This is a genomic window from Ruminococcus gauvreauii (genome assembly GCF_025151995.1).
Classification (GTDB): domain Bacteria; phylum Bacillota; class Clostridia; order Lachnospirales; family Lachnospiraceae; genus Ruminococcus_G; species Ruminococcus_G gauvreauii.
On the sequence record NZ_CP102290.1, the window covers coordinates 1,151,805 to 1,178,487 of the forward strand.

Genomic DNA, 26,683 nt, shown 5'->3' on the forward strand with positions numbered 1-26,683 from the left:
CATTTACACCGAAGAAGGCAAAAACACAAACAAAACAAGAACCGGAACCAAAAACACCAATGTTCCCAGCATAACGGCAACGATTCGGTTCTTCGATCGTTCCGACAGAACAAGCATTCCTGTCATTACGGCCGCCGGAACGGCCAGCCGAATCCCCATACGCAGAAAAAGATAATCTCCCATCGTAAAAGCTTCCGGCAGCACAGGATGCAAAACATAGCTGGATACCGGGACGCCGAATCCGGATAATCCAAACGCGCGGATGATCTTCACCATATGGGGCAGGAACGTGATCCCGCTAACTACGGCGGACGTTATGAGTCCGATCGCAAATTTCCGCCGCCAGATCCCTCTTTTCCCGACAACTGACGTTTGAATCAGCTGCTCCACGCCCGTGCTGTACTCCAGCGCACCGCAGGAAGAGAATAAAAGGATCAAAACGCCAGCCACGATTCCGTACAGCAGCAGCGTACCCCTCACAGCTTCCGGGCCAAACAGCAGATTCCAGGGCGTGACATAAAGATACTGCACCGCAGTTCCCTCCTCCTTGCGGGCGCACAGAGCAGCGTACTGTTCATAAGCACGCTCAAAACTGTTTTGCGGTACCGCATCCTCCTCCAGGCGCCCGAGATAATAATCCAATTCCACCTGGCCAATCTCCCCACGGTTATATCTTGCGAGGTACCGTTCCTGCTCCGTCTCCAGCGCTGCGAACCGTTCCTTTTCCATTTCCAGATACGCGGCCTTTTCTTCCGTCAGATCCCCGCACAGCCGGTCCGAGTACGATCGGTAATAAAACTCACTGCTGTCGATAAAATAATCGGTTGTCATACCGCCAAACAGCTGAAAACCTGCCAAAAACAGCACGACGAAAATCCCTTTGTTGATGCGAAAGAGCTTATCCATCTCATACAACAGCAGGCTTCGTTTTAACCGGGGGCGGCTTCGTATCCGCCCGGCACAGCGCGCTGCCGCCTGCTGCAGCCGCATAAAGTTTGCCGGAGTGATACGGATATTTTTCGTATAGCAGATAAACGCGGCCGCCGCTCCAAGCAGCGTAAACAGCAGCGCGCTGACCACGCCGCAGGCAAACCGGCTGACCGGAAGGGAAAACACATTGATATTTTCATATTCCATAAAATAATACTGCACCTGATCCAAGGGATAGGGATTGATCGTTTTCAGCGGGCCCATCCAGGAATAGGACGGTATCTTCGTATGCACAAAATACCCGGCCCCATAGATAACAGCCCCGATCCCAATCGACAGCACGGAACTTCGGACCACGGAACACACTGCGGTAAATAGCATGCCGATCGTGACAGCTCCGACGATCTTAGCCAGAAAAAACGCCTGCAGGTACCGGCCCACCGACAGGCGGTGTGTACTCGTAAAATACCCGGCCACCGATTGTATGGCTCTGTCCGTATCCCCAAAGCCAACGCTGCAGTCAATCACGAGGTAATTCGTTCCATAAAACAGGGCATAGATGGTAAGCGTGATCAGGCAGGCCGCCAGCATCTTCATAAAAAGCAGCTCGCCATGTCCGCGCTTCATACACCGGATCAGCGCCCCGGTGCCGGATTCGTAATCGGCCGCAAAGATCTGCACGCCAACAGCCATGACGATGAGCAAACAAAAAATATCCGTCACCCGGCTGTTTGTATAGAGCAGCATCCCCTCATCGAAATCCGCCTCAACGGCGACATCCGACAAGGCGGCGTAGGCCGCCTGCGTCTGCTGCAGATTACGGTAGTAATACGTCCCCTTTTGCGCAAACAGACGGGATTTTTGCATTTTTTCCGCCTGCTCCGGGACACCGGTCAAAAAAGCCTCGTAGCCCTCCAGCGTCAGCGCCTGCTCCCACAGGTGCTCAAGCATCCGCACCCCGGTGTAGTCCTGCCGAAAAAAATCCGCATCCATTCGCTGCGTCTTCCGCTCAATCTCATGCTCGAAATATGAGGACGTCCTCCCGCCGCCCGCATAAGCTTCATACGTCTCAGAGAGCTCCAGCATCGAATAGCCATCCGCATTCGGCGTTTTGATCCGATAAAGAAGCTGCAGGGCATTGATGAGGAAACAAAGACCGACAAAGAGAAGCAGGGTCCGCTTGTGAAATACTTTTTTCAGTTCATAACCGATGATCTTATACATATCACGCTCCAAAATGATAGAGATAGACCTCTTCCAGCGAGTGTATGGGCTTCTTCGCCAGAGCGGCCGTTTCGCGCATCAGTCTGGAAGGGCTTCCGGCTTTCAGAAGCTGTCCTTCCTTCAGCAGGAGAATCTCACCCGCAATCGATTCGAGATCCGATACGATATGGGTTGCGATCACAACGATCTTCCCGTCCGCGATCCGCTGAATCAGCGTCCGGATCTGGCTGCGCTGCTTCGGGTCCAGCCCCACCGTCGGCTCGTCCATGACCAGCAGCTCCGGTGAGTCCACCAGAGCCTGGGCGATCAAAAGCCGCTGCTTCATCCCTCCGGACAGCATGCGGATCTTAAACTGACTGACCTCCTCCAATTCGACTTCCCTTAAAATATCTGCGATGGATTCTTTTGCGCTATCCGCGGGCACCCCCCGCAGCAGCGCTACATACTGCATGAAATCTATGACCGTAAAGTCCGGGTATAACGCCTGCTGCTGCGGGACATAGCCCAGGATCTTCCGGTATTCCTTTCCCAGCTTATGGATTTCCATCCCATTCCAACTGATCTCCCCTGATGTTGCCCTCAGGTTCGTGGTTACGATATTCATCAGAGTGCTTTTGCCGGAACCGTTGGGCCCCAGAAGCCCATAGATCCCTGCTTCCAGGGAAAAGCTGACATTTTTTAACGCATGCACTTTTCTGTACCGTTTATCGAGATTTACCGCCTCCAGTTTCATACGCATCTCCTTTTAAAGCCTGAGTTTAACCACCTTGTCAAGATTCCCCGCAAAATAATCGTCCCGCCGTATTTTAAACACGTCATACCCCGTATCCGTATAGATCTTTCCGATAAAAAACTCTTCTGTCACGTTGATGATCCGGAACGAGATATTGCGCACATCCTCGAACAGTTCCCGGCTCTTCCCGGTCTTCAAGTCATACTCCAGTATGTTCGCCGTCGTCTCACCTGTATACTGGCAATACAAAATCTTTGACTCATCATAGATGCCGAGCGCTAAACTGCCTGTCTCCCAAGCGAGCGTACCGCCGTGTTCGATAGTAAAAAGCGGGGTTTTTTGATTTCTTTCCAAATCCCATAAAAAAGGAGCTTCATTCTCGTTATCCCAATCCGGTTCACTGACCAGATAAGATTGTCCAAAATTCCCCGACACCAGATATTTTGAAAGTGTGCCCGTATTATAGCCATCTTCATCAAACATCATGAGCGATGGCGTTTCTTCCAGAATGGTTTCCCGCGATTCCTTGATCTTATATTTTATGTATACATCTTTCTGATTGCTGTGAGCCGGATACCATTTGCCCTGATACTCCAGATAGCGCTCTACGGGATCCTCCGCATGGATTTTTCCGCGAAACGCTCCGGACACATATGCCTCTTCAAATTCCTGCTCTGATAACTCCTCAATCTCCGGTACCCTTTTCATAAAAAACAAGGCGTCCCCTGAGATCCCCAGAAGCCGATATACGATCGAGTCCACAGCCTTTTCATTAACCTCCGTTACCGCTCCATCCCCCATATCGATCAGCAGATACTGCCTGCAGTTTTTCGTCTGCGACGACTCCCCTTCCCCCTCGATCCATGTATAATTCGCCTCAACAACCGCCCGGCCGGCGTTATAATAAATGTCGCCAAGTGATGAGAGATACCAGGAACCGCTTTCCCAGTCCCCAATGTCGAGTCTGGCGATCACTTTCTGGTTTTTTCCGGTAACATCCATGCGGATCAGTTCGTACGCGTTTCTATCATAATTTCGCTTAAACAAGCAGATGCCGTCCTGGTAATATGCGATGCCATTGACAGCCGTCCAGTCACGGTACCATGCAGCACACTTGTCACTCAGATGCAGGCAGTTTGCCTTATCACACAGTGCATACGTTTCCTCCGCATCGAGGTCACAGTAGCGGACGACGTTGTTTTTGGCATACAGAATCCCGTAGTCGCTGACCGAATAGGATTCTCCCCAGCCGTTCGCCCCATAGACAACCGCGTCTTCGTTCGTTTGCGAAATCTTGATTGCGGCAGGCATGCTGCGTGTTCTGACACCAAAGAACAGGACGGCTGCCAGCACAGCCAGTATGATAAGGGGAAGTATGTATTTTCTTTTCATAGTGATGATCTCCATTTTTAAAATCGGGTAGGAGGTAGATAATTATTTTATCTACCGACCTCCCACACCACCGTACATACCGTTCAGTATACGGCGGTTCTTTAGTTTTCACATATTTTCAAATAGAACTCTGTGAATGTTGGATAACCTAATTCACAGAGTTTCTTATTGTTAAAAGCAGTCTGAAGCACGAAATATCCACTACAATACCAATTTCTATTTCGCATGTTGGCACATATCCATGCCTTTTCCTTTTCTACTCCTAACTTTTTGAGTTCTTTAAACTTTGTTTTGACTTTCTTCCACTGTTTCCAATAGATTGCCCTTATTCTATGGCGTAACCACTCATCATTACTCTGTAATAGACTTTTCATATCAGCCATTCCAAAGTAGTTTACCCATCCTCTAATAAACTGTGTCAATTTTAATGCTCGATATTCATTTCCCCATCCATTGCTTCTGTCAGTAAGTTCTCTGATTTTATTCTTCATCTTCGTTACTGATTTAGAATGTACTCGAAATCTGCATTTTCCCTTGTATCTATAGAAACTATAGCCAAGGTACTTGACTCTACTGATGTGTGCCACGCCAGTTTTGGTGCGATTTACTTTAAGGAATAGTTTTCCCTCGATATATGGCACTATATTGTCTAAGGTTCTTTCTGCACTTTTTCTGCTTTTACAAAAAATCATACAGTCATCTGCGTATCGGACAAATCTATGTCCTCTGCTTGTTAGTTCCTTATCCAGTTCATTCAGCATTATATTACTTAGGATCGGGCTTAATGGTCCCCCTTGTGGCATACCGACCTCTGTCTTTTCAAATATCCCTCCACTAATAACTCCAGCATTGAGATATTTGTGAATGAGCGATATTACATGTCCATCCTTGATGGTTCGTGATAGTACTTCAATTAGTTTGCTCTGACATACTGTGTCAAAGAACTTCTCTAAATCCATATCTACCACGTATACATATCCATCATTGACATTTGTCTGGCATTGTTTCAGTGCATCGTGTGCACCTCTGTTTGGACGAAACCCAAAACTGTTCTTCGAAAACTGTTTCTCATAAATCGGCGATAGCACCTGTGTGATTGCCTGTTGAAACACTCTATCTACCACTGTAGGCACTCCCAGTTTTCTGAACTCGCCTTTTGTTTCTTTGGGTATTTCTACCCTACGGACTGGGTTGGGCTTATATTTCCCATCCTTTATCTGTTGGGTTAGTTGCTCTTGGTTATCTCTTAGAAAGCCTAGAAGTTCATCCACGCTCATTCCGTCAACACCGCCTGCCCCTTTGTTTGATTTTACTTTCTTATAAGCCTTGTTTAGGTTATCCCTGTGTAAAATCTGTTCCATTAGATTGTCCGTCTGAAAATCTGTGATGTTGTTGTTGTTTTCAGCAATCCTCTGATGGGCGGACACTTCTGCATACTCTTTCTGTTCCGCAGATACCCTTTGCAGATAGTCCTCTATATGAAGTTGTCTGTCCTTAAATCCATCATTGGTTACATTCATTTACTCACATCTCCTAAAGTTCAGTCCTTCCCACCATGTTTGCAACCATAGTAGTACTATGACCTCTGCTGACTTCTCGCCATTCGTTGTTACTACAGACTTCATACTCTGTTTTCGTCTGCTGACGAGACCTCCCTAGGTACCACACGTTTCTTTCTCTCCATCCATCTGCCACATTTACCACAGTTAATTCCGAGTAGTTATTGGACTTTAGTTTGTAAGGCAACCTTATCCTTAACTGTAGCCTGATGTGATTTCTGTTCGTCAGACCGGAGATTTGCCTACACCTTCCTTCAGATTCCACCTCACGATGGACACCCTTGGTGTTCAGCTATATCCTTCCCACTACTAGGGCGGATTCGGGACTTTCACCCATTAGAAACGTGCGCCGCTAGGCGCACCTTAATATCGCTACCCAGCATGTATAGCCGGGTAGCGATCATCATTTTATGCACTTGTAGGAATACTTGTACTTCCGCCATTGCATGAGAATCCATGTGATGCCGAAACAGCTGAGACATTATACAAATATGTTTGAGCTTTAGAATAACTGTTACTGGCACCTGTTTTTCCAGCACTACCGCTAAGAGTATTGCCTCCTCCGCCATGTAAAGCAACTTGAGCATTGACGCTTAGATTCTTTGTGTAGCTATCTACTACCCCTTTATTAGCACCTGTCCCGCCATAGTAATAACTTACACTAAAATTCGTCTGAACAATTACATTTTTTCCATTCCTAGATGAGTGTGCAGAAACATAATATCTGTTTTTCCCTCTGTCTGTGACGGTTTTACCCAGATCTGACCTTGGCTGAATCTCACCTGATTGCGCATTATTACCATCCGCAAAAACTGCCACCGGTGTAAGCATTGTTATGATCATACAGAATGTGACAAATAAGTTCCTAAAACGTTTCATAAGCTCCTCCTCTCATACCTGCATCAAACATTGTTCTTTGTATTGTGATTTTATCCTTTTATTTCTGCTCTCTCTGCCTTAATCCCCATTGGAATCTCCCCCTTCCGTTGTTGGTGTAATGTTTTGACCTACAAATACAATAACATAATTTTACAATATTTTTTTATTTTGTCCGTTATCTTTTATTTTATGTCCTTATATTAATTTATCACAAACATGTAATATCAGGCAGCAACCGATGCGGCATATCAGCAAGGCAGGTATCCTGAAGAATTTGCTTACATAATCCTTCACCAAGAATCGTTTTCAAATGCTCATTTGCATTGATATTTTCTCTAATATACTATCCCACCTCAATATTGACTTAGTTAATCTTCTCAAAAAAAGTAATAGTAATTTTAAAACACGCATCGTTATCTCTGATCTCCATAATGCCCCCACATCTCTCGACAATCTGACTAACACTTGCAAGTCCTATTCCATGCAATGTCCGTTTTTTTTTGGTTGTCTGGTATTTACCGTCAGTCTTTCTGCGTCTTCCTTCATATAGATTAGATATTTGCATCGTAAAAATCTGATTGACTGTTATTATTTTAATAAAAATACGACGTTGTCCAACTTCCAATGCCTGGACCGCTTCTATGGCATTATCCAACAGATTCCCTAATAGCACACACATATCACTTAACGCTATTGGGCAAAAAAGCACATCCAATTTCATTGCAAATATAATGCCCAATTGCTGTGCTGCATTTCTTTTATAACCCAGCATAATATCTATAACAGGAATTCCGGTAAATGCAGGCGCCTTCTCTTGTATCATTTGGTCAGTTATACCGGCTAAATATCTTTTAGCCTCCTCAATTTGGTTATTTTTCAAATACCCTGCCAATAAAATATTTCTTTGTACAGAATCATGGATCTGCCGTCTTTTTTCTTCATGTAATTCCTGAAGCAGTTGATACTGGGTGCTTACCTGATTATAATCATTTGTTACCATTAAGCTTTTATATTTCATATCCTGATAAGCTTTATACACCCATAGTAAAATCCCCAGGCTGTTCAGAACCAACACGAAAAATACGACCAGTACAAAATCTTTTTGTGATCCTGTATTAGGTACACGTGCATTATCAAAAATTAAATTATAAAAAATCGCAACTATCAGCAATATGCCTGCCACAAGGATATACTCTCTTCTAAACCGTAATTCAACAAACGCTTTTCCCTTTTTCCGCTGGTGTAACACAACGGATACGATAATGATACATACGGTTACTCCCAGGTGCACCCAATGCCATGGTTGTGTTGCCCCGATATAATCTAAAAATGTTACTCGTTCTTTCGTGCTGCAAAAATAGATCACAAGCGCCTGCAATACCATGATACTCTGCCAGTAAATTACACTCTGCACAAATGCACGCAAAAATCCAATATTAAAAAACAAAATTATAAGCAGACAATAATAAACCCCTATGAATACATACTCTATTCCTGCAAACTTAGTGTAAAACACATTGATAATCCGCAGCGTAATCCAGATCCCCACCAGTACGCCAAACAACACCTTCGCCGCCCAATGATTCCAGCGCATCTTACATGGGCGGAACCCCAGCTGTATTCCACAATATGTAGTGACAATTATCTCAAGAATACTGATTATCTGCCCGCCGCCGATCATGATTTACCCCAGTAGCTGCTGATCGCCTGCTTGACTTCCCGCAGCTGCGGGACGCTGACCGGAAGCCTTTCGCCATTGCGCATGATCGCAGACTGCCCTTCCAACCCCATCACGTGGTGCAGATTCACAATGTTGCTCTTATCAATGTAGATGAATTCTTCTGCCGCAAGCTTCTGATATGCATTTTTCAGCGTAATTCGTTCGCGTATAACATCATCGCTGGTATGAAAATATGTATATTTCCCCTTAACCTGAAAATATAAGATGTTTTCGTAGTTAATTTTTACAATCTTTGAACTCGCTTCAATGATATACTGCCGCTGAACCCTCGTCTTCAGGTCTTCTAACATTATTCCCAATGCCGGCGGAAGTTTCTCTTCCATGTTCTCTTTTAAAATATATCGATAGGCATTGTATTCATATCCTTCCACGCTGTACTCCATGTGAGAGGTGATAAACACCAGATACGGCTGCAGATATTTCAGTCGTATCTTCTGCGCCAACTCCAAACCATTGATTCCCGGCATTTCGATATCAATGAGAAAAACATCAAAATATGTCCGTTCCTCCAGATCCCAGGCCAGATTTCCTGGAGTGTTATAAAGCTTAATTTCGTACTCCATGCCTTTTTCTGTCAAACACTTCTTCACAATTGATTCTGCTTGTTTCAAAAAAGTTTCATTGTCATCTACTATCGCAACCCTGATCACAGACTTTTTCCTCCCACATTTCACCATGAAATCGTCCACATCCGATAAGCTGACCGTTTACTTTGGAATTTGACCGCGGATGCAAAACATACGCATATTATATCAAAATAATGCATTGCATCCTCTCTATAAGATTACACTATGTCACTATTTTTTTCAATAGTTTTAAACTCAAAGACCAAAAAAGAGTGACAATCATGTCACTCTTTTTTGGCTCGTATCTATATGCTAATCCTCCGCGTCCTGATAAGCCTTCCGGCTGTACTCATAAACCCCCTGTGTAAATGCCTCCGGAATGCCGCGGGTCGCAGTACACACGTGATAGTCAATATATTTTGCCGCCCAGTCTCTCCCAAGCTGTCGGTATTCTTCATCACCTAGTCCCTGCGGCACCTCGATTCCCTGCTTGCCGAAGATCAGCGTTTCATCTTTATATGTCTCAACCAGCGAGTCAAAATCATTGATGCTCTGCGGGCACCAGATATCCACCTTCGCCTCCAGAATGGCGGGCACCAGTTTTTCCATTTTCCCGCAGCTGTGCAGTTCGAACAGCAGTCCACGTTTGTGTGCCGATTCCACCATACGCTTCAGATAAGGAGCAATCATGTCCATACAGGTATCAAGCGAGAAAAACGGACCATTCTGTGTTCCCCAGTCATCGTGAACCAGCACACAGTCGATATCACAGTGTTTTACCATACGGTCAATATACTCATCATACAGATTGCACAGCGCGTCAAACAGCCGGTGCACTCCGGCCTTCTGTTCCTCGTCGATCAGAGCGACAGCCGCTCCCTCCACATCCATCAGAGACATCAGCCGTTCCCAGAATCCGGACAGGATTCCCAGCTGATTCATCTTCGGTGTGTTCAGAAATTCCTTATTCTTTTCTCCACACATTGCAAAATCCATAGCGTCCAGGCTCGGCAGTGACACGTACTCTTCCCAGCAGGAAGCATCCAGAACCTTGGGATTTCCCGGCTTGACTGTGGCCCCGCCCACATGCGGCACAAACACCCATTCCAGCCCGAACCAGTCACTCGTCATGGTATTGGAGGTATACGGGTAATCCTCCTCACCGTCGCAGATGATATGTGTCACGACGCTGTCGGGATGGATTCTGGGTCTGAATACATTGATATCGCAGAATCCCCATCCTCCTCTCGGGATCCAGTAAGGTTTTTTGCCTGCCGCCGCCAGCCTCCAGTTTTCTTTTGGCGTTATCGGCGTATTGTAGACCGGCTCCGGCGGTACATTTCCTCCAAACAGAGGTTTAAAAATAGCCATCGCCCCGCATTTTCTGTAATCAATAATATCCAGCTCACTGACGTCAAATTCTTTTCTTCCCATATGCTGCACTTCCTTTCCGGCATCTGTTTCATCATGTTATTCTCATTATAACATTCCGTTCCGGCCGGATGAATTCTCAGAATATTGACATTTACAAATATTTTTGCTACATTTTGTAGTAATATAAATGGAGGTGGGTTATGGAATTGACTGCAAGTCTTATCTATGAAACAATGTCGGCTGCAATATGCATGGAGCGCCCGAACAGGTCTTTTTCCGACCTTCCGCTGAAAGGATTTCTTTTTTATCCGTCGGCCTCAGAACACAGCGTGCAATATCTTCAGATCATCACCTATCATGCATTCGCAAATCTGAAAGACCCCAGCGGTCACACCTGGTTATGCCTGAAGCACAGGGAACAACCGGCGCTGTATCACAGGGATTTTGACGTTATTTACGTCAATGAAGACATCACCGTACTCGAACTGGCAAATCTCCTTCAGGAAGTCTGGACAGAATTTGACCGCTTCAATGACCTTCTGCTGCTGACGCGCTCAGGTCTTCAGTATGCAAAAGAACTGTTTGACGCCGCCTCACGCTTAACAGGTATGGAAATGGCTCTTGTCGACGCTGATTACCATTACCTGATCACCACGAAAGATTTCTACAAAGTGTCAAACTTTCCCCAGACCTCAAGCATGACATGGGAACAGGTCACGGAATATAATCAGGAAAAGGAATTCAAGGAGGCATTTTCCCTCCATGGCGTCCAGAACTATCCGTCCGGAAACCGCAATCTGCTGTTGTATTATATCAACATTTTTCTGAATGACCGATACTGTGCCAGGCTTGTGGCCAAGTTCAAAAAGATTACGTTTTTTGACGGAAAACTGTCCGTGATCGAAGCACTCGGCAGCTCTGTCACGCATGCCTTTTCCATCGAAAACAGTTCGTCTCACTACTCCGACAGCAGGCACAGCCTGTACAGCATCGTGAACCACATCATACAGGGCAGCGTTGAGGACATGCACAGATACACTGCCGTCCTCTCCTCCTACGGATGGGAGAAGGATCACCGTTATCAGGTAATTAAATTTAAATTTCTCGAGGAGGACCATTTTACGATCTCCTTTGATTATATCCGCATACAGATTGAAAATCTGCTCAGAAACAGCTGCTTCATCAGCAATGCCGCCGGGATTTTCTGCGTCCGGAATCTGTCTCTGCCCGGAGGCGAAGAACGGCTTCCGGATGATTTCAAGGTATTTCTGCGCGATACGCTGTGCAAAATCGGCATCAGCAATCCTTTTACGGACATTTTCAGCATCCAGACTTTCTGCAGCGAAGCTGAAACGGCACTCTCCGTCGGGGAACAGGAGGCGCCGTCTTTCTGGTATTACTATTTCTCTGATTTCGTATATGATTATCTGAAAGCACAGTGTGTGGCTCAATATCCCGCATCCGAGCTTTGCCATCCGGCGATCAGTATATTGAAGAGATACGATGCGCTTCATCCGCACGGCTGCCTGATCCTGACCCTGAAAGTCCTGATTGAGCACAAATTCAACATCTCGCACGCAGCAGAAGCGCTGTTCGTTCACCGGACCACGTGTATATACCGCCTCAACAAGATTAACGAACTGACGGGAATTGATTTCAATGATATGAAACAGCTGACCCATCTGATGATCTCCTTTATGATCGACGATGCGCTGCATGCCTGAGGAGGTTTACGTTTTCTCCCGTATACTCTTAAAATAACGCGGCGAATACCCCATCACTTTTTTGAACAGCCTCGAGTAATAGTTGGAGTCATAGATCCCCACCCTGGCAGCCGCATCTGTGATGGACAGCTGCTCCATCTCCAGATATTCCAGAGATTTGACGATCCTCATACGGTTCAGGTACTCAATCGGCGTCAGGCCTGTCACATCCTTAAAGATGGCGCGGAAATAACTCGGACTCAGGAATGAGTTTCTGGAGATCTCTTCAAAATCTATTTTTTTGTCCAGATGTTCCTCAATATAGGCAAGCGCATCGTAGATCATCGCTTTTTTCTGAGTCGAATACTTGCTCATCCGCTGGTTTTTCTGAACCTGCACACGCTGAAACAGGATCAGAATCAGCTGCAGATACGCTGCCTTGGCATACTCGGAGTTGAGTTCGTTCTTTTCCTGCTCGTCCATCATCGCCCATAGCAGACGTTCGACCTCGTCCATTTCGCTGCTCTCCAGATGGATGATCCCCTGCGCATTCAGATATGACTGGCGCACCTCCTGACTGATCTCCTGATCAACCAGTGATACATACTGCAGAAGCTCGTCCCAGTGGCGTTTTGTGTCCTCGTCCATATGACTGACCGGCTTTAGCCTTGAAGCGCCCGATATCACTTCGTTGCAGTCATCCCCCAGGCCCTCGGCGATAAAATTGCAGTTTATGATATGGACGGACGCCTGAATCTCATAGCTGTGCTCCTGGTGCGGTTCTATCAAAAAGACGTCTCCGGGCACAAGCGGAACTTTCACGCCTTTATAGCTGTGGACGCAGGAGCCCTTTGTAACCAATGCAAACTCGTAATAGGCATGACGGTGAGGCTTTACAGATATATTATCTTCCCATGGTGCAATTGAAATGGCAGACGTATCGCGAACTGGAAATTCCAGATACCCGTTCTGATATGTAAGCCCCCAAAAGCAATCCTGATGGCAATGTCTTGCAACGTATACTTTTCGCTCATCCCATCCCCGCATAACAAACACCTCCGTAATCAATGTCTGATTAAAACAGTTTTCTGCTTATAAGACTCCTGTTTATCGCCCCGTAATCTCACCATGCTGTCCTGATTTGACTTCCGCCTTTGCCCCCGCAATCTCCGTAAACAGCATCGATGCGATTAGCAGGCAGCATCCGATTCCTTTGACCGCAGATATCGTCTCTGTCGTCCCATCCAGTCTTGGAATCCACAGTGCAAACACCGCCCCGAAGACAGGTTCCAATATGAAAATGATAGCCACGTGGGACGGCGTCGTATATTTCTGAACCAGGGTCTGCCCTACAAATGCCAATGCAGTTCCGGCAATTCCGGTTACGAGAATCGTGACCATCACGATCCACCTGACCTCAAACGTAAATCCGATCCCGCCTGCAAGGCTTAACAAAAAGTAAATAACCGCCGCCGTATTGACCTGTAAACACCCCAGAATAACCGGATCCTCATCGGCTGTGAAAATATCCGTCAGAATGATCTGTGCAGAAATACATAGTGCACACAGAAAGGCGAGAAAATCTCCCCTGTTAAATTTCAGCTCCACGCCCCCGGATATCAGAAAAAGTCCGATCACAGCGATCAATACACTTCCTCTTTTTACCCAGTCGATCCTTTTCTTCAATATTATGTTGGACAGAAAAGGAACGATCACAATATTCATTCCGGTGATAAAAGCCACATTTGCAGCCGTAGTATAGCGAAGCGCAATAACCGTGAATCCCAGCGCACCGGATAGCGACACTCCCAGTACCGCCCCCTTCCACAATACGGTTCCGGTTATATTCCGCAGTCTGCGGTGAAAGACAGCCACCAGAACAATGCTTGCCAGCAGGAACCGGTAAAACAGATACGTCAGCTCTGATATGTAGGTTAAAGAATTCCTCATGATCGGAAATGACAGCCCCCAGACAGCAGTAATAAATATCAGCAAAAAATCCGCATATTTTCTTTTCATCCTGCTCTCCTTATACTGACAACATTTTATTTAACAGTTCTGAGAATTCCTGCACCTTTGGGTACTGCAGTGCCGAGAAATTGCTGCCTCTGATTTCATGGATCTGCATCGGTTTTTCACAGTATTGATTCCATACAGGAATATTGGCCGCTGTTTCTTCTGCCGCCGCAAAAAAGTGGGCCTGTGCCCTCAGCCGCCGCGTCGGAACATAAAGGGCCCTGGCGTTGTCGAATGTCCTGAGCACGTTGATGTAATATACGATATGGCGTACGGTAACATTGGCCGAATCATAATATGGAATTGCACGGTCCATATCATCATCAACACATTTCTTCAGTTCCTCCGCAGACAGCCCGATCATGTCATAATATTCAAGCAGGCAAAGCCAGATGCCGGAAATACTCTCCGGTTTCCCGTACAGCTTTTTAAACGCCTCACTGCGTGGAAGTTTTTTAATTGCCGCCGCCTCCGTATAAAGAGAAAAAGCCGGTACCTGGTCCCAGAACTCCCTGTCCGGTGCGAAGCTGTTGATCATTCCGAAAAAACCAAGCGTTCTTCCCTTCTGCTCGAGTTGGAGAGCCATTTCAAAGGCAATACTGCCCCCGATGCACCAGCCGATCAGCTGAATCTCCCCCTCCGGCTGCACCTTCTCAAGCTTCTTTACATAATGACATGCAATTTCGGACAGTGTGACGTTTCTGGGTGAGTAATCCGCAAGCCGGTCCGCACGGATCCCCCATAGATAAGAATCCACAGACAGGCCATCGCACAGATCTATAAATGCCTCCGCCTCGCCGTTACCCGCATGGACAAAAAACACGTGACGCGCGGTATCGCTTCCGCTTTTCAGCAGAATCAGATTATCATCCTTTGGCAGCACTTCCTTTGCCGTACCCTGGTTCAGCAGCTTTGCAGTCTGTCTGACCGTGCTTGTCAGGATACTGTTCAGCGGAATCTGAAGGTTATACTTTTCAGACAGAACGTTGGACAGGATCACCGCCCTCAGCGAATCTCCGCCGACATTGATAAACTCATCTACCACGCTGATCCTGGGATGTCCCAGTATTTTCTTCCATACATCAGATATTTCTCTTTCCGCCTTATTCACGGGCGCCTCATATTTCCTAGTTTGGATACTGCTCTCCCATTCGCCCAGCAGGTTTTTATCAATTTTCCCGTTGACCGTGACCGGCCATTCTTCAATCAATATGTAGTGATTCGGGATCATATACTGCGGCAGAAATTGCCCCAGAAAGATTTTTATATTTTTATAATTCACAGATGCAGTGCTTTTATAATATGCGCAAAGAGCCCTTCCGCCGTAATGATTCCTGATCACCGTAACCACTGCTTCCTCAATCCCGGCATACCTCTTCAAATGACATTCAATTTCCTCCAGCTCAATGCGAAGACCGTTTATCTTCACCTGATGATCTGATCTGCCGACAAATCTGAGATTGCCGTCCGGCATCATAACAGCAAGGTCGCCTGTCCGATACACTTTCTTATTCAGCGACGGAATCCAGGTAAACTTCTCTTCCGTCATCTCCTTTTTACGGAAATACCCCCGGGACATTCCCGCACCGGAGATACAGAGTTCCCCGACGGCGCCGAACATCTGCAGTTCTTTGTCACTGTCTATCACATAAACTTCTGTATTCGCAATGGGGCGCCCCAGATTATTGGATGCAAGTTCACATTTACACGTAACGGCATCCACCGTACACTCGGTCGGGCCATAGTGGTTGAACAGGTCATATCCTTTCCTGAGCATATCATTTTTCAAATCGTCATCCAGCCGTTCCCCTCCGCAGATGACGACTTTCAGGCAGTCTATCTTCTCTGTGTCCCCCAGCATTTCCTTTAAAGTGACGGGAACGAACTGGGCGATGGCAATCTTATGTTCCGTCAGGTATGCAGCAAACTCCTGTTTGTTGAACCTGATATTTTGAGGAATCAAATGGATCTCTGCAAAGTTCAGCAGCGTTGTGATGGTTTCCTCAACCGAAACATCGAATGACATATTTGTCATATGCAGCACATGCCGGTTCTTTTTTAAGTTGTAAGTATCGCCGAACCATTTGCTCAAATTTACGACACTCTCATGCTTTACAATCACACCCTTCGGATTGCCGGTCGTCCCGGAAGTATAGAGAATATAAGCATCGTCTTCTCCGCCGATTTGTTCGTTCACAAACTCCTCCGGGTAATCGTCGATGCTATCCAGAGTTACGGCATTCTCAAACTCTTCCAGGTCTCTGACACGTTCCAGCAGCAGCGTTTTTTTCACCATGGCATCCTGCATGATATACCTGATCCGGTTAACCGGAAGCTCCATATCGATGGGAATATACACCGCCCCCAGCTTGAGCGTCCCCAGTATGGAAAGGATCATCGAACGGCTTCTCTCTCCCACAATAGCAACATGGTCTCCTTTTGCTACTCCGTTCAGACGCAGCATATTGGCTATCCGATTCGATATCTGATCGAGCTGCCGGTACGTCATCTTCCCCTCCGTATCACTAAGAGCCGTATCATCGGCATGATCACGAAATCCCAGATAAAATTCTTCCACAATGGAATGGCGGTATTCATAACTGAAATCTTCAGCGGAAGATTTCACCGTATTCCATCTGGCCAAACGCTCTTCTTCTGATTCCAGGCGCAGCTCATCCAGTTTTATTGTATCTTCGCTCATCCGCTTCTGAAGCAGCATGAGCCACTGTTCCGCAATCTGCCTGGCATATCCGCCGCAGTAAACAGATTCCTTGAAAAACACAGAGCATCTGATCTTACCGCCGTCTGCCTTTGCCCTCAGGACCATATGATACTCATCCGTTTCCGGATAAGCATCGGCATCCGAAAAATCCAGCAGAATATCCAAAACATCGTGATAAGCGGGCTCACGGCTAACTTCCACCTGATTCACAATGTCCCCAAAAATTTCAGAAGCTGTAGATTTCGAACGTATACAAAAATCTATACTTCTTTCTCTTTCCATTCGGTATGTCAGGCAGAACTGCTCCCTGCCTGTGTACTTGAATACCAGGATCCCAAGCGCCGTCAGACCGGAAATGATATTCAGCCCGCCAACTGCACAGCTGCCCGCCTCAATCTTCCGATAGCGCTCTCCCCTTTTTAAATCTTTAACCCCGTAGACAAAAGAGAATATTTTCATCATTCGGTCTTCCGTTTTGTTCCTGTTTATAATAAAGGTATCTCTGACACTTCTCATTTCTTCAGCACTCCATATCCCCAGGCAAGTCGTAATTTTTTACTCTACTTTTCAGTATACTAAAAAACACAGGTTTTGTAATCCCCAAAAGAAAAAACCTCCGCTGCGTCTCTCACTGCACACAATCCGGAGGTTATTTTTCCATGAAATTTTTTATCCAAATATTTTATAGTATTCGTCCAGCCACGCTAAATGGTTATCCACCAGCTTTTCTGTCACGGTTGTGATCGGTCCGGCAGAAGAGGCTACGATCAGGCGCTCATCCTTCACTTCTTCCAACGCTCTGACTTTACAGCGGATTTCCTCTTCTGACGCCAGTTCCAGATCCGCCCACTCCAGATTGCCGATCAAAGTCAGCTGACCTTCTGTGATCTCAAAGGCCTCTTTCATGGATACGTTCCCCTGCGGCGCCGGCTCCACCGGTTCTGTTGCATCATAACCGATCCGGCGCATGACATCGACAGCATGGCGAACCTTGCCGTGGCAGTGACAGCCGACAGCATACCCGTACTCCTTCATCTTTTTCACAACCCGGGAATCATACGGTTCCACAAACATGTCGAAGGCCTCCGGATTCATCATCGGCGGTGTGCACTGTTCAGATCCCCCCATCCAGAATACGACATTTTCAGGAAGTTTCGGCGCTACCGCATCCACCATTTTCATCTGCCTCTGTGTAATTTCTTCCAGTGCATCCAGCATCAGTTCCCGCTCCGTCAGCGACAGCTCCAAAAATGTCTCAAATGCCATACAACGGGAGATGGTAACGATGGGCGACGGTACAAAGAACTGATAGATCACACGTTCATCCAGACGGTCCACGGTGTCCTGCACCGCCTGTACCGCAATATCCACGGTCTCATCATTGATCTCAAACGGCGTGTCTAAAAGCTCCTCCATCTGTTCCGCTTCCGTGACCGGGACTTCCATGATCCACTGCGTACACTGGTTCCGGAAGATGGAATCGCGGAACCTAAGCACGCCCTTTTTCGTGTGAAGTTCTCCAAAAACATCCTTTGTGTTTTCATCTACATCCTTTGTCACGGTCCGGATCCTGTCCGTGCTCGACATCATAAAACGATTAAACAAAAACGACTGGTCCTGGCATAAGATGTAGGCGTCACTCTCTTTGACAGCCTGAATCAGCCTGCGGTACTGCGGATCATTCATCCAGCCCGCCTTGAATTCGTCTCTTCCCTTCGGTTCCCACCAGTACTCGAATCCCTCCCGCATCAACAGCGGAACCTTGTCAACCTTTTCCCCACGCATTGCTGCAATAAAATTTTTTCTTGTCAACATTCTTTTCCTCCAACTTCATTTTTCCCATGTTTTTTCTGTTATTAATAAAACTTCTGTGCTATAATATACCTATATATTACGCTACTTTTATCTCTTTTTCATTATTCAGAATCCAGCAATAACATAAGAAAATACAGATCAAGGAGTGCTGTTATGAAACCTTTTGGAGAAGCCGGAATCCTGTTGAAAGATTCCGAATACTATATCAATTTCCCTTCTGACTTCGCAAAGGAAAATCTGTTTTATACCGAACAGGGCGGCCACTATCATTTAAACAGGCATTATGTTACCTCACGTCCGCTCTCAAACTTCCGCTATTTTTCTTTTCAATATGTAGTGCACGGCGAGATGCTGATTATCATCGACGGGAAAGAATATCTGCTGCACGACAACGAGATCGGAATCATCGACACCTCCAAGGCTCATCTGTATGCGGCATGCAAAGACACTGAATTGTTGTTTGTACGTTTTCGCGGCAACCGGGCTCCGGAGCTCGTCTCCCGCATTCACGAGTATCAGCACGCCTATACGCCTCCCCATATCAATCGCACCTACCGTGCACTGACGGAAATCGCAGAAGGGTTCATTCAGCAGACGCCGCTCTACGAGGAGATCATCTCCAGCCATATTCATACGATTTTAAGCGACCTGCTTACTTTGCAGCATGGTCCCAAAGCCGGCAGGGAATCTGTGATCGATCAATCCATTCATTATATCGAAGCCAACTACTACCTGCCTCTGACCGTCCAGGAGCTTGCCGGTATGGCCTGCCTGAATGCCAGTTATTTTTCAGAGAAGTTCAAAAGCCAGACAGGAATCACACCAAAGCAATATCTGATACAGACACGGCTGAACGCAGCAAAAATACTGCTCAGAGATACGGACTGGAGCATAAGGGAAATTGCTGACAAGACAGGTTTTCAGAGTGATGCTTACTTCTCAAACTATTTTCATACTCAGTTTCACAAAACACCTACGGAATACCGCAGTCTGAAGATTCGCAGAATTTAGAGCAGAAAGAAAACGCAGATCCGTCTTCAACAGATCTGCGTTTTTCACTTTTATACACACCGCAGCAGCCGTTCCATCTCACATACCCCCTTCTGCTGCGACTTGATAATCGCCTGAAGGATGGGTACCAGTTCCGGACAAATGTCGAAGCGCAGTGCGTTCTGAGACATACTGATCGCACCCTTGTGATGGGGGATCATTTCGCGTATAAAATCAGCGTTAATATTATTCGTCGAGCAGGCATCCTGCATATGCGTGAACATGATCTGTGTAATTTGCTGATAGCTCTTGTGATAGCAGCATACATCCTGCTGTGCATTACCCAGCCCAGCACATCGATCCAGAATGCTCAGCATATTCTGAATACTCATGGTCTGTTCCTCTATGATGCCGAGTGCGATTTCCTGCAATGGTATGCAGGTTGTATACTGCAGAATATTATTAGACATTTCAATGGCAGCTCTGTGGTGCGGGATCATCTGAACGATAAAGTTGTACGAGATACTGTCAGTGAGCTGCGCACCGTCCATATCATCTATCATATTTTTCAGTATTTCATAAAAACAGCAAAGATAAGACCTGGTAACATCACTGAACCTTTGCTGACTACGCATCTCTCAATAGTCCTCCTTGCGGCAGCTATATTTTTCGCTGCTAACATTATATGCAGGAGCAGCACAGCCGGTCACATAATTTCGGTTCTAAGAATGCAGCAGCATTGCAAAGGCGGCGAGATTATAGCAGTTAATTCCGACAATCAGTATCATCAGGACGTACAGCAGGACTTCTACCTTCCCTGAATCAATCCGCTTTGAGATTTCTGCTCCTGCAATAGCGCCTGCAATGCCGCCCGCCATCATCATCACCAGACTGCTGACGGAAAATGTGGGGACATTTCCCTTAACCATCGCTACAGCCAGATTTAAAATCTGTGAGAACAGAATGATATAGATAGAATTTCTGGCGGCAGTCTTTGCATCCATAGAGAAGAAAAAGAACAGTACCGCAACATTAACGGGGCCTCCTCCTATGCCGAGAAATGAAGAGATTCCGCCCAGAAAAATACCAATGAGCAGGCATGCCGCAATACTTTCCACCCGTAACGTACGCAGCCTGTTCTTCTTTATTACATAGACCAGTACCATAACTGTTGTGACCAGCAGCAATGCCGTCTGGATGAATCCCAGCATATTCTCATCCGAAAAACGACGGCGTACCAGGTCAAACAATGTTTTTCCTATCAATCCCCCCACAGCCGCGCCGGCCGCAAGCGGTGTACTTGTCTTAACTCTGAGTTTCACTCCGCCGTTTCTTCCTCTGAACAGAGATGCCGCCGACATGCCGAGCACAGTACAGCCGGACAAAAAGCTGACTGTGCTCACAGGAAGGATTCCGAATGCATCAAGCACCGGTTTGATGATAACCCCTCCTCCAAATCCTGCCACCGCGCCAACCGTTGACGCGAGCAGGCTCACCGCAAATAAGACAAATGCCATTAGCTGCTCACCACCATTTAATCATTTCCGTTACATGATCTCTCAGTTTGACAAAGTCAAGGGACATGACATCCCGCGGCCTGGGCAGCGTGTTTTCTATGACGGTCTTCACATGACATGGTTTATTTGTCAGCACCATGATATGTTCACTCAGGTAAACCGCCTCCTCCACATTATGCGTAATAAACAAAACAGTTGTCCCGGTCTTTTTCCACAGTTTTACAAGTTCATCCTCCAGTTTAAAACGCAGCTCAATATCCAGCTGCCCATACGGTTCATCCATGAGCAAAATTTCCGGCTTCGTGGCAAATGCACGTGCAATTCCAATTCTCTGGTTCATGCTTGTGGAAACCTGCTGCGGATAGAAATTGCGGAAATCAGACAGTCCTACGATTTCCAGCATCTCATCTACCAGCACCTTTTTCTCTGCCTTCGAAACTTTTTTGATATCAAGCCCAAATCCGACATTCTGTTCGATCGTAAGCCACGGCATCGCTGAAAACTCCTGAAAGATATATGAAATATTGTGCTTCTTCAGATTGACCTCCTCGCCGTTTACAAGGATCTGCCCCGCAGTGATGTCGTACAGCTTTGTTACGCTGTTCAGGAAAGTAGTCTTTCCGCATCCGGTCGGCCCTACAATGCAGAGGAATTCTCCTTCCTCCACATTAAACGAAATATCATCCAGCACTGTAAGGTTTCCGAATTTTTTTGTCAGATGATCTACCTGAATTTTGATTCTTTTATCAGACATAGTTACCTCCCGTATTAAAGCGTATGATCCACAACACTGTTGATCTCGCGGCGCAGTTCCAGAAATTCAGGATCAATATAACTTCTCGGCCTGGGCAGATTGATCTCATACTCTGCCTTTACACTGGTCGGACAGTTACGGATTACGATGATCCTGTCTGCCACATAGACCGCTTCCTCAATATTGTTTGTGACGAAGATAACCGTCCGTTTCTCCGCTTCCCATATTCTGATGATCTCATCCTGCATCAGGTAACGCGTCTGTGCGTCCAGGGCGCCGAATGGTTCATCCATTAAAATTACATCAGGTTCATTGCAGTACGCCCTGGCAATGCCGACGCGCTGCTTCATCCCCCCGGATATCTGAATGGGATAATGATTCTCAAATCCTTTGAGTCCTACCAGGTCAATATAATACTGCGCGCGCGCGCGGCGTGTCTTTTTATCGACTCCTTTCATCCGCAGACCGTACTCCACATTCCCCATGACTGTCAGCCAGGGAAAGATCGCAAGGTTCTGAAACACCATGCCCCTTGAAGGGTCCGGGCCGTGGATTTCTTTCCCTTTCATCCTGAGCATGCCTGCGGTAGGTTCCTGGAAACCTGCGATCATATTCAAAATTGTGGTTTTTCCGCATTGTCCGGGACCGAACAGTACCAGAAATTCATTTTCTCTGACATTGATACTGAGATCCCGGACGACTTGAAATGCACCTCCCTCTTTGACTTTTTCAAACTCTTTATCCACATGTTCCAGCGTGATAAAGTTTTCATCTATCTTCCGCGTTTGTTCCATCTGCATAGTACATCCTCAACCTTCCTTATCAAAAGTGCCAGTATCAATCCGATCACCGCAATGACCAGGATTCCTACCAGGATCTGCGTCATATTATTATTTTGCTGCCCTGTTACTACAATCCATCCGATACCGCTCGATGAGCGAACCAGCTCTGCAGCTACAACAGACGACCATGCCGAAGCCACGCCGATCTGAAGTCCTGCAGATATCGCCGGTACAGAAGCCGGTATGACGATGGTAAAAAATAACTGACGGTCATTGCAGCCTAACATCTGCGCCGCATCTACGATGGAATGGTCTACAGATTTGGCACCGTGATAGGCATTCTGAACAATACTCATAAAAGCTCCTATGAATACCAGGGTATATTTTGCAAATTCACCGATTCCGCACCACAGGATCACAAGCGGTATCCACGCAAGCGTCGGTATCGGGCGGACCAATTCGAAAAGAGGCCGCATAAAGGATTCAAATCTCGGATACCAGCCCATCGCGAGACCCAGTGCAATTCCCAGTACAGTCGCCGAGATAAACCCTACCGCCCATCTCGACAACGTGATCAGCACATGGTAAACCATCACATTTTTTCCGATTGGTTCCACAAATGATTCGAAGAACTTTCGAAGAACCCCGAACGGTCCGGGCATCACCTGGCTGAATGTGGGATTCATGGCTGCAAGCTGCCAGATCAGAATCAGAACCGCAAAGGATATCACACCCGCGGCCAGTTTCTGCCAGAATTTTGCTTTTCTCAGAGTCATTACCATCTTCCCCCTTTCATCAGCTGCCGTTCCAGAAGTGTCAGCAGATATCCGAGCACTGCGCCGATCAGTCCCACACAGATCATAGCCGCGATAATGATATCCGGCCTGTAGATACCGCGGCACAGATTGATCAGATATCCCAGCCCGGCCGTAGCGGCCAGCATTTCCGCCCCAATGATCGTCGACCATGCCACGCCAAGTCCGACACGCATTCCGGTCAGAACAAACGGAATCGATGATGGAATGGCGATTTTACGGAGAATCTCAAACTTGGAGGCTCCGAAGGTCTGTCCGACCCAGATATGGACTTCTTTCGTCTGCTTAATCCCGGTATAGGTATTCACCAGGGCAGGTCCGAAGGTCGCCAGTGCGATAACGATCACTTTCGGAAGCATGCCGATACCGAACAGCAGAATAAACAGCGGTGTCCATGCGATCCCCGGAATCGGTCTGATAAAATCAAAAATCGGATTGATAAACATATCCGCTTTTTCATACCAGCCCATAAATATTCCAAGCGGAACTCCCACCAGACAGCCGATAATATAGCCAATCAGCGTAATTTTAAGACTCGCCCACAGATGCATCTGCATTGTGGCTCCGTCTGGATTTCTGTTGGAAAATTTGTCAATCAGCGTACGCAGTACTTTGACTGGCCCGGGCAGTACATTTTCCTTAATGGTCCCGAGACTCCCCTCCGTAAACAGCCACCAGATGAAGAAAAACAACACAAGTGACAAGACCGACAGCCAGATATAAGACTGTTTCTTTTTTCTCTTTTTAACTTTCTCAGCAGGCATCGTAAACCCTCCCGTCTTAACCTGTTGTTTGTCGTGGCAGCAGCCCCCTGTGCCCGGCTGCTTTTTCATATCTGTTTTGGGCACAGGGGGCTGCTTCACTCACCTTACCGTATTTAACAAAATTTAATACCCTTCCGGCATTTCAACGGTAATGGAAACACCAGTCGCCTCTTCCAGCAGATCCTTATTGATGCTCTTTGCCACTGCTTCTGCACTTCCCTCATCCAGCAGGCCCAGCTTCGTCAGCTCGATCGCCGAGAACACAACATGATTTCCGTATTTAAGCTCCTTCAGCTTTTCATATGAGTACAGGTCACGGACATTGATCTCCGTCCACATCTCGTCTTCTGTGTATTCCGTACCCATCTCTTTAAAGAATTCCATACCCTGGTCGAATTCCAGCTGTTCATCATTCTGGATCTCATCCAGCGCTTTGAATACAGCTTTCAGTGTCAGCACAATGTCGTCACGGTTGCTCTCCAGATAGTCATTCGGCACAATTACGGTTGATCCCGTTCCGACACCGGTGATTCCCTCATACGTTCCCAGACATACCATACCTGCCGCTTCAGCTGCCGCACAGTAATTCATCGTCAACGCCGCTCCGTCAACTTCACCGCTGATCAGTGCATTATAGCAGGATGCCGCATCCATGCTCACAAGATTATAATCTTTCTGTCCCAGGTTTGCATAATAAGAATCCACCATGATCTGCTGAACAGTGCCCAGCGTCACGCCGAAGCTCAATCCGGCCGCCGTCTCGGCATTGCCGTATACATCCGGATTCTCTTTGCTGTACTCGCCCTGCACATCCACAACTGGACATTTGGGATCCACATAAACAGCAAGTCCTTTTCCGTCGTCACAGTCCGCAACCATGGTATAATCTCCTGTAGCCAACGCATACACGCCTGCGAACCCGTTAAATCCAATTTCCGCTTCCCCAGCGGACAGCGCTTCATTTTCCAGTGTTCCGTTTACAAAATATGTAATATTTGTCTTTAATCCTAATTCTTCAAAATACCCCATTTTGTCGGCATACCATACTGCCAGACCATCTGTGTTGATCAGCGCGGCAATGTTAACGGTATCCCCGCTCGGCGTCAATTCTCCGTCTTTTTTTTCATCTGATTTTGTCTCTGCCGCCTCATTCGCCCCGGTATCCCCGGCACCTTCGTTTGCTTCTTCTTTTTTTCCTCCGCATGCACATAATGCCGTTGTCATAGCCAACACCAACAATAAACTGATTACTTTCTTCATACCTTTCATTTGTTATCCTCCTATTCAAGATATTGTTTTATTTACAAAGCCATCGCCGCTTTATAAATCTGACGCATAACCTGCGCTCACTTTACCGATTCTCTCACCACAAGTTTTGGACTTATTATCATCTGCCTTGCCTCTCTTCCCCTGGTCAGCAGATCTATCGTATGTGTTATAATCTCCTGGACGTCGAACGCAACCGTCGTCAGATGCGGCCTCCACCACCTGCACATCGGAATATCATTGATCCCGATAACACTGATATCCCCGGGAACTTTCAGACCGCACTCCTGAAGCGCTGATATCATACCGATTGCGGCTGCATCATTTGCAGCCAGAACTGCCGTGCATTCCCTGAAAATGTCAAGATGGTCTGCCGCCGCTGCATAACCTCCTTCAAATGTAATCGGACTTATCCCACTCCTCGTTTTGATCTCCTGAATCGTACAGTCTCCAGGCAGCGCCCCGCGAAATCCACAGCATCTGCTGTTATTTGACTGGTCATTCGAATTGATATGCAGCGCAAGCCGGCGGTGTCCCCGCTGATATAAAAATGAAGCCGCAATCCTCCCTGCACTTTTAAAATCCAGCGCTATGATATTGACATCCTGTCTCCGGTAATAACGGTTATCTTTTGCCCTGTCATAGATGCATACAAACGGGATTTCTTTTTCGAAAAGAATCTGAAGGTTATCTTCGCCGTAAAACTTATCCGTCGCAACTAAAATAATATGATCCATCTGCCTTTGTCTGATCAGCCTGTTAAGTGTCTCTTGCATCGGCGCGTCACAGGCATACACCGGAAGTGCGGTGAGTCCTTTCTCCCGCAGTTCTGTATGCAGCTTTGAATAGATATTGGACCAGAACAGATTCCGATCGAATCCAACAAAATAGTCAGAAAGAAAAACTCCGACTCTGTTCAGTTTCTGCGTTTTCAAACTCCTGGCATTGCCATCCAATTCAAAGTTATAAATACGGGCAAGTTCCATCACTTTCTGCCTCTTTCTGTCAGAGACATGGTCGCAGTTGTTCAAAACCCGGGAGACTGTCGACTGCGACACCCCCGCCAAAGCAGCCAGCTCTCTGGATGTCATGTTATGTCTCACTTTCTTAGAAATAATTTTATCGTATATCTGTATCGAAT

At 46.7% G+C, this 26,683-nt stretch carries 22 protein-coding genes; 2 read left to right on the top strand and 20 right to left on the bottom strand.

Features of this window, described 5'->3' with window-relative positions:
- Positions 1-3: 3 nt before the first annotated feature.
- The 8 genes from NQ502_RS05625 to NQ502_RS05660 all read right to left on the bottom strand — a co-directional run bounded on the left by NQ502_RS05625 (position 4) and on the right by NQ502_RS05660 (position 10,458).
- Positions 4-2,154 (bottom strand): ABC transporter permease subunit, encoded by a 2,151-nt coding sequence (locus tag NQ502_RS05625; protein ID WP_028530073.1) that lies wholly within the window; start codon positions 2,152-2,154, stop codon positions 4-6.
- A gap of 1 nt (position 2,155) precedes the next feature.
- Positions 2,156-2,887: an ABC transporter ATP-binding protein gene (locus NQ502_RS05630; RefSeq protein ID WP_044983593.1), complete on the bottom strand. Its 732-nt coding sequence runs from the start codon at positions 2,885-2,887 to the stop codon at positions 2,156-2,158.
- A 12-nt stretch (positions 2,888-2,899) separates the two neighbouring features.
- Positions 2,900-4,279, bottom strand: coding sequence for a hypothetical protein (locus NQ502_RS05635; protein ID WP_028530072.1), 1,380 nt, complete (start codon positions 4,277-4,279; stop codon positions 2,900-2,902).
- 101 nt (positions 4,280-4,380) lie between these two features.
- Positions 4,381-5,799: a group II intron reverse transcriptase/maturase gene (gene ltrA, locus NQ502_RS05640; protein WP_260046563.1), complete on the bottom strand. Its 1,419-nt coding sequence runs from the start codon at positions 5,797-5,799 to the stop codon at positions 4,381-4,383.
- A gap of 447 nt (positions 5,800-6,246) precedes the next feature.
- The gene (locus NQ502_RS05645) at positions 6,247-6,717 is read right to left on the bottom strand and encodes a hypothetical protein (RefSeq protein WP_148511962.1); all 471 of its coding nucleotides are present in this window, start codon (positions 6,715-6,717) and stop codon (positions 6,247-6,249) included.
- A gap of 364 nt (positions 6,718-7,081) precedes the next feature.
- Positions 7,082-8,398 (bottom strand): sensor histidine kinase, encoded by a 1,317-nt coding sequence (locus tag NQ502_RS05650; RefSeq protein WP_028529725.1) that lies wholly within the window; start codon positions 8,396-8,398, stop codon positions 7,082-7,084.
- On the bottom strand, positions 8,395-9,135 hold the full coding sequence (locus NQ502_RS05655; RefSeq protein WP_083963464.1) for a LytR/AlgR family response regulator transcription factor: 741 nt from the start codon (positions 9,133-9,135) through the stop codon (positions 8,395-8,397). Before NQ502_RS05655 ends, NQ502_RS05650 begins: the two co-directional genes overlap by 4 nt.
- Positions 9,136-9,336: 201 nt before the next feature.
- Positions 9,337-10,458, bottom strand: a complete 1,122-nt coding sequence (locus tag NQ502_RS05660; RefSeq protein WP_028529723.1) for a uroporphyrinogen decarboxylase family protein — start codon at positions 10,456-10,458, stop codon at positions 9,337-9,339.
- A 140-nt stretch (positions 10,459-10,598) separates the two neighbouring features.
- On the opposite strand from NQ502_RS05660, the gene NQ502_RS05665 reads away from it, so the two are divergent.
- A complete protein-coding gene (locus NQ502_RS05665; RefSeq protein ID WP_028529722.1) occupies positions 10,599-12,122 on the top strand; it encodes a PucR family transcriptional regulator in 1,524 nt (507 codons plus the stop codon).
- A 6-nt stretch (positions 12,123-12,128) separates the two neighbouring features.
- On the opposite strand, the gene NQ502_RS05670 is transcribed toward NQ502_RS05665, so the two are convergent.
- From NQ502_RS05670 to NQ502_RS05685, 4 genes are all read right to left on the bottom strand, one after another.
- Positions 12,129-13,148, bottom strand: coding sequence for an AraC family transcriptional regulator (locus NQ502_RS05670; RefSeq protein WP_028529721.1), 1,020 nt, complete (start codon positions 13,146-13,148; stop codon positions 12,129-12,131).
- Between the two features lie 60 nt (positions 13,149-13,208).
- The gene (locus NQ502_RS05675) at positions 13,209-14,120 is read right to left on the bottom strand and encodes a DMT family transporter (RefSeq protein ID WP_044983506.1); all 912 of its coding nucleotides are present in this window, start codon (positions 14,118-14,120) and stop codon (positions 13,209-13,211) included.
- A 10-nt stretch (positions 14,121-14,130) separates the two neighbouring features.
- Positions 14,131-17,301 carry an amino acid adenylation domain-containing protein gene (locus NQ502_RS05680; RefSeq protein WP_169579928.1) on the bottom strand — a complete coding sequence of 1,057 codons (3,171 nt, stop codon included), beginning with the start codon at positions 17,299-17,301 and terminating at the stop codon, positions 14,131-14,133.
- A 207-nt stretch (positions 17,302-17,508) separates the two neighbouring features.
- Complete coding sequence (locus NQ502_RS05685) at positions 17,509-18,654, bottom strand: uroporphyrinogen decarboxylase family protein (RefSeq protein ID WP_028529719.1); 1,146 nt, start codon at positions 18,652-18,654, stop codon at positions 17,509-17,511.
- 153 nt (positions 18,655-18,807) lie between these two features.
- Between NQ502_RS05685 and NQ502_RS05690 the strand changes: the two genes are divergently transcribed.
- Positions 18,808-19,665, top strand: a complete 858-nt coding sequence (locus NQ502_RS05690; protein ID WP_028529718.1) for an AraC family transcriptional regulator — start codon at positions 18,808-18,810, stop codon at positions 19,663-19,665.
- 50 nt (positions 19,666-19,715) lie between these two features.
- Here the strand turns inward: NQ502_RS05690 and NQ502_RS05695 are convergent, their stop codons facing one another.
- From NQ502_RS05695 to NQ502_RS05730, 8 genes are all read right to left on the bottom strand, one after another.
- Positions 19,716-20,279: a DUF305 domain-containing protein gene (locus NQ502_RS05695; protein ID WP_028529717.1), complete on the bottom strand. Its 564-nt coding sequence runs from the start codon at positions 20,277-20,279 to the stop codon at positions 19,716-19,718.
- Between the two features lie 87 nt (positions 20,280-20,366).
- The gene (locus NQ502_RS05700) at positions 20,367-21,161 is read right to left on the bottom strand and encodes a sulfite exporter TauE/SafE family protein (protein WP_028529716.1); all 795 of its coding nucleotides are present in this window, start codon (positions 21,159-21,161) and stop codon (positions 20,367-20,369) included.
- A 7-nt stretch (positions 21,162-21,168) separates the two neighbouring features.
- Positions 21,169-21,915 (bottom strand): ABC transporter ATP-binding protein, encoded by a 747-nt coding sequence (locus tag NQ502_RS05705; protein ID WP_028529715.1) that lies wholly within the window; start codon positions 21,913-21,915, stop codon positions 21,169-21,171.
- A gap of 14 nt (positions 21,916-21,929) precedes the next feature.
- Positions 21,930-22,715 carry an ABC transporter ATP-binding protein gene (locus tag NQ502_RS05710; RefSeq protein ID WP_407691150.1) on the bottom strand — a complete coding sequence of 262 codons (786 nt, stop codon included), beginning with the start codon at positions 22,713-22,715 and terminating at the stop codon, positions 21,930-21,932.
- On the bottom strand, positions 22,688-23,473 hold the full coding sequence (locus NQ502_RS05715; protein ID WP_044983505.1) for an ABC transporter permease: 786 nt from the start codon (positions 23,471-23,473) through the stop codon (positions 22,688-22,690). The genes NQ502_RS05710 and NQ502_RS05715 overlap by 28 nt, the downstream gene beginning before the upstream one ends.
- Positions 23,473-24,276, bottom strand: a complete 804-nt coding sequence (locus NQ502_RS05720; protein WP_028529712.1) for an ABC transporter permease — start codon at positions 24,274-24,276, stop codon at positions 23,473-23,475. The genes NQ502_RS05715 and NQ502_RS05720 overlap by 1 nt, the downstream gene beginning before the upstream one ends.
- Before the next feature lie 123 nt (positions 24,277-24,399).
- Entirely contained in the window at positions 24,400-25,545 is a 1,146-nt protein-coding gene (locus NQ502_RS05725) for an ABC transporter substrate-binding protein (protein WP_028529711.1), read from the bottom strand.
- Between the two features lie 77 nt (positions 25,546-25,622).
- Positions 25,623-26,633, bottom strand: a complete 1,011-nt coding sequence (locus NQ502_RS05730) for a LacI family DNA-binding transcriptional regulator (protein ID WP_028529710.1) — start codon at positions 26,631-26,633, stop codon at positions 25,623-25,625.
- Positions 26,634-26,683: the final 50 nt, after the last annotated feature.

What these genes read in the sequence shown, in the direction of transcription:
- NQ502_RS05665 (WP_028529722.1), top strand. Translation starts at nt 10,599, where the DNA reads ATGGAATTGACTGCAAGTCTTATCTATGAAACAATGTCGGCTGCAATA.
- NQ502_RS05630 (WP_044983593.1), bottom strand. Translation starts at nt 2,887, where the DNA reads ATGAAACTGGAGGCGGTAAATCTCGATAAACGGTACAGAAAAGTGCAT.
- NQ502_RS05625 (WP_028530073.1), bottom strand. Translation starts at nt 2,154, where the DNA reads ATGTATAAGATCATCGGTTATGAACTGAAAAAAGTATTTCACAAGCGG.
- NQ502_RS05720 (WP_028529712.1), bottom strand. Translation starts at nt 24,276, where the DNA reads ATGCCTGCTGAGAAAGTTAAAAAGAGAAAAAAGAAACAGTCTTATATC.
- NQ502_RS05680 (WP_169579928.1), bottom strand. Translation starts at nt 17,301, where the DNA reads ATGATGAAAATATTCTCTTTTGTCTACGGGGTTAAAGATTTAAAAAGG.
- NQ502_RS05675 (WP_044983506.1), bottom strand. Translation starts at nt 14,120, where the DNA reads ATGAAAAGAAAATATGCGGATTTTTTGCTGATATTTATTACTGCTGTC.
- NQ502_RS05730 (WP_028529710.1), bottom strand. Translation starts at nt 26,633, where the DNA reads ATGACATCCAGAGAGCTGGCTGCTTTGGCGGGGGTGTCGCAGTCGACA.
- NQ502_RS05685 (WP_028529719.1), bottom strand. Translation starts at nt 18,654, where the DNA reads ATGTTGACAAGAAAAAATTTTATTGCAGCAATGCGTGGGGAAAAGGTT.
- NQ502_RS05705 (WP_028529715.1), bottom strand. Translation starts at nt 21,915, where the DNA reads ATGTCTGATAAAAGAATCAAAATTCAGGTAGATCATCTGACAAAAAAA.
- ltrA (WP_260046563.1), bottom strand. Translation starts at nt 5,799, where the DNA reads ATGAATGTAACCAATGATGGATTTAAGGACAGACAACTTCATATAGAG.
- NQ502_RS05655 (WP_083963464.1), bottom strand. Translation starts at nt 9,135, where the DNA reads ATGGTGAAATGTGGGAGGAAAAAGTCTGTGATCAGGGTTGCGATAGTA.
- NQ502_RS05660 (WP_028529723.1), bottom strand. Translation starts at nt 10,458, where the DNA reads ATGGGAAGAAAAGAATTTGACGTCAGTGAGCTGGATATTATTGATTAC.
- NQ502_RS05645 (WP_148511962.1), bottom strand. Translation starts at nt 6,717, where the DNA reads ATGAAACGTTTTAGGAACTTATTTGTCACATTCTGTATGATCATAACA.
- NQ502_RS05650 (WP_028529725.1), bottom strand. Translation starts at nt 8,398, where the DNA reads ATGATCGGCGGCGGGCAGATAATCAGTATTCTTGAGATAATTGTCACT.
- NQ502_RS05725 (WP_028529711.1), bottom strand. Translation starts at nt 25,545, where the DNA reads ATGAAAGGTATGAAGAAAGTAATCAGTTTATTGTTGGTGTTGGCTATG.
- NQ502_RS05690 (WP_028529718.1), top strand. Translation starts at nt 18,808, where the DNA reads ATGAAACCTTTTGGAGAAGCCGGAATCCTGTTGAAAGATTCCGAATAC.
- NQ502_RS05635 (WP_028530072.1), bottom strand. Translation starts at nt 4,279, where the DNA reads ATGAAAAGAAAATACATACTTCCCCTTATCATACTGGCTGTGCTGGCA.
- NQ502_RS05715 (WP_044983505.1), bottom strand. Translation starts at nt 23,473, where the DNA reads ATGACTCTGAGAAAAGCAAAATTCTGGCAGAAACTGGCCGCGGGTGTG.
- NQ502_RS05670 (WP_028529721.1), bottom strand. Translation starts at nt 13,148, where the DNA reads ATGCGGGGATGGGATGAGCGAAAAGTATACGTTGCAAGACATTGCCAT.
- NQ502_RS05700 (WP_028529716.1), bottom strand. Translation starts at nt 21,161, where the DNA reads ATGGCATTTGTCTTATTTGCGGTGAGCCTGCTCGCGTCAACGGTTGGC.
- NQ502_RS05710 (WP_407691150.1), bottom strand. Translation starts at nt 22,715, where the DNA reads ATGCAGATGGAACAAACGCGGAAGATAGATGAAAACTTTATCACGCTG.
- NQ502_RS05695 (WP_028529717.1), bottom strand. Translation starts at nt 20,279, where the DNA reads ATGCGTAGTCAGCAAAGGTTCAGTGATGTTACCAGGTCTTATCTTTGC.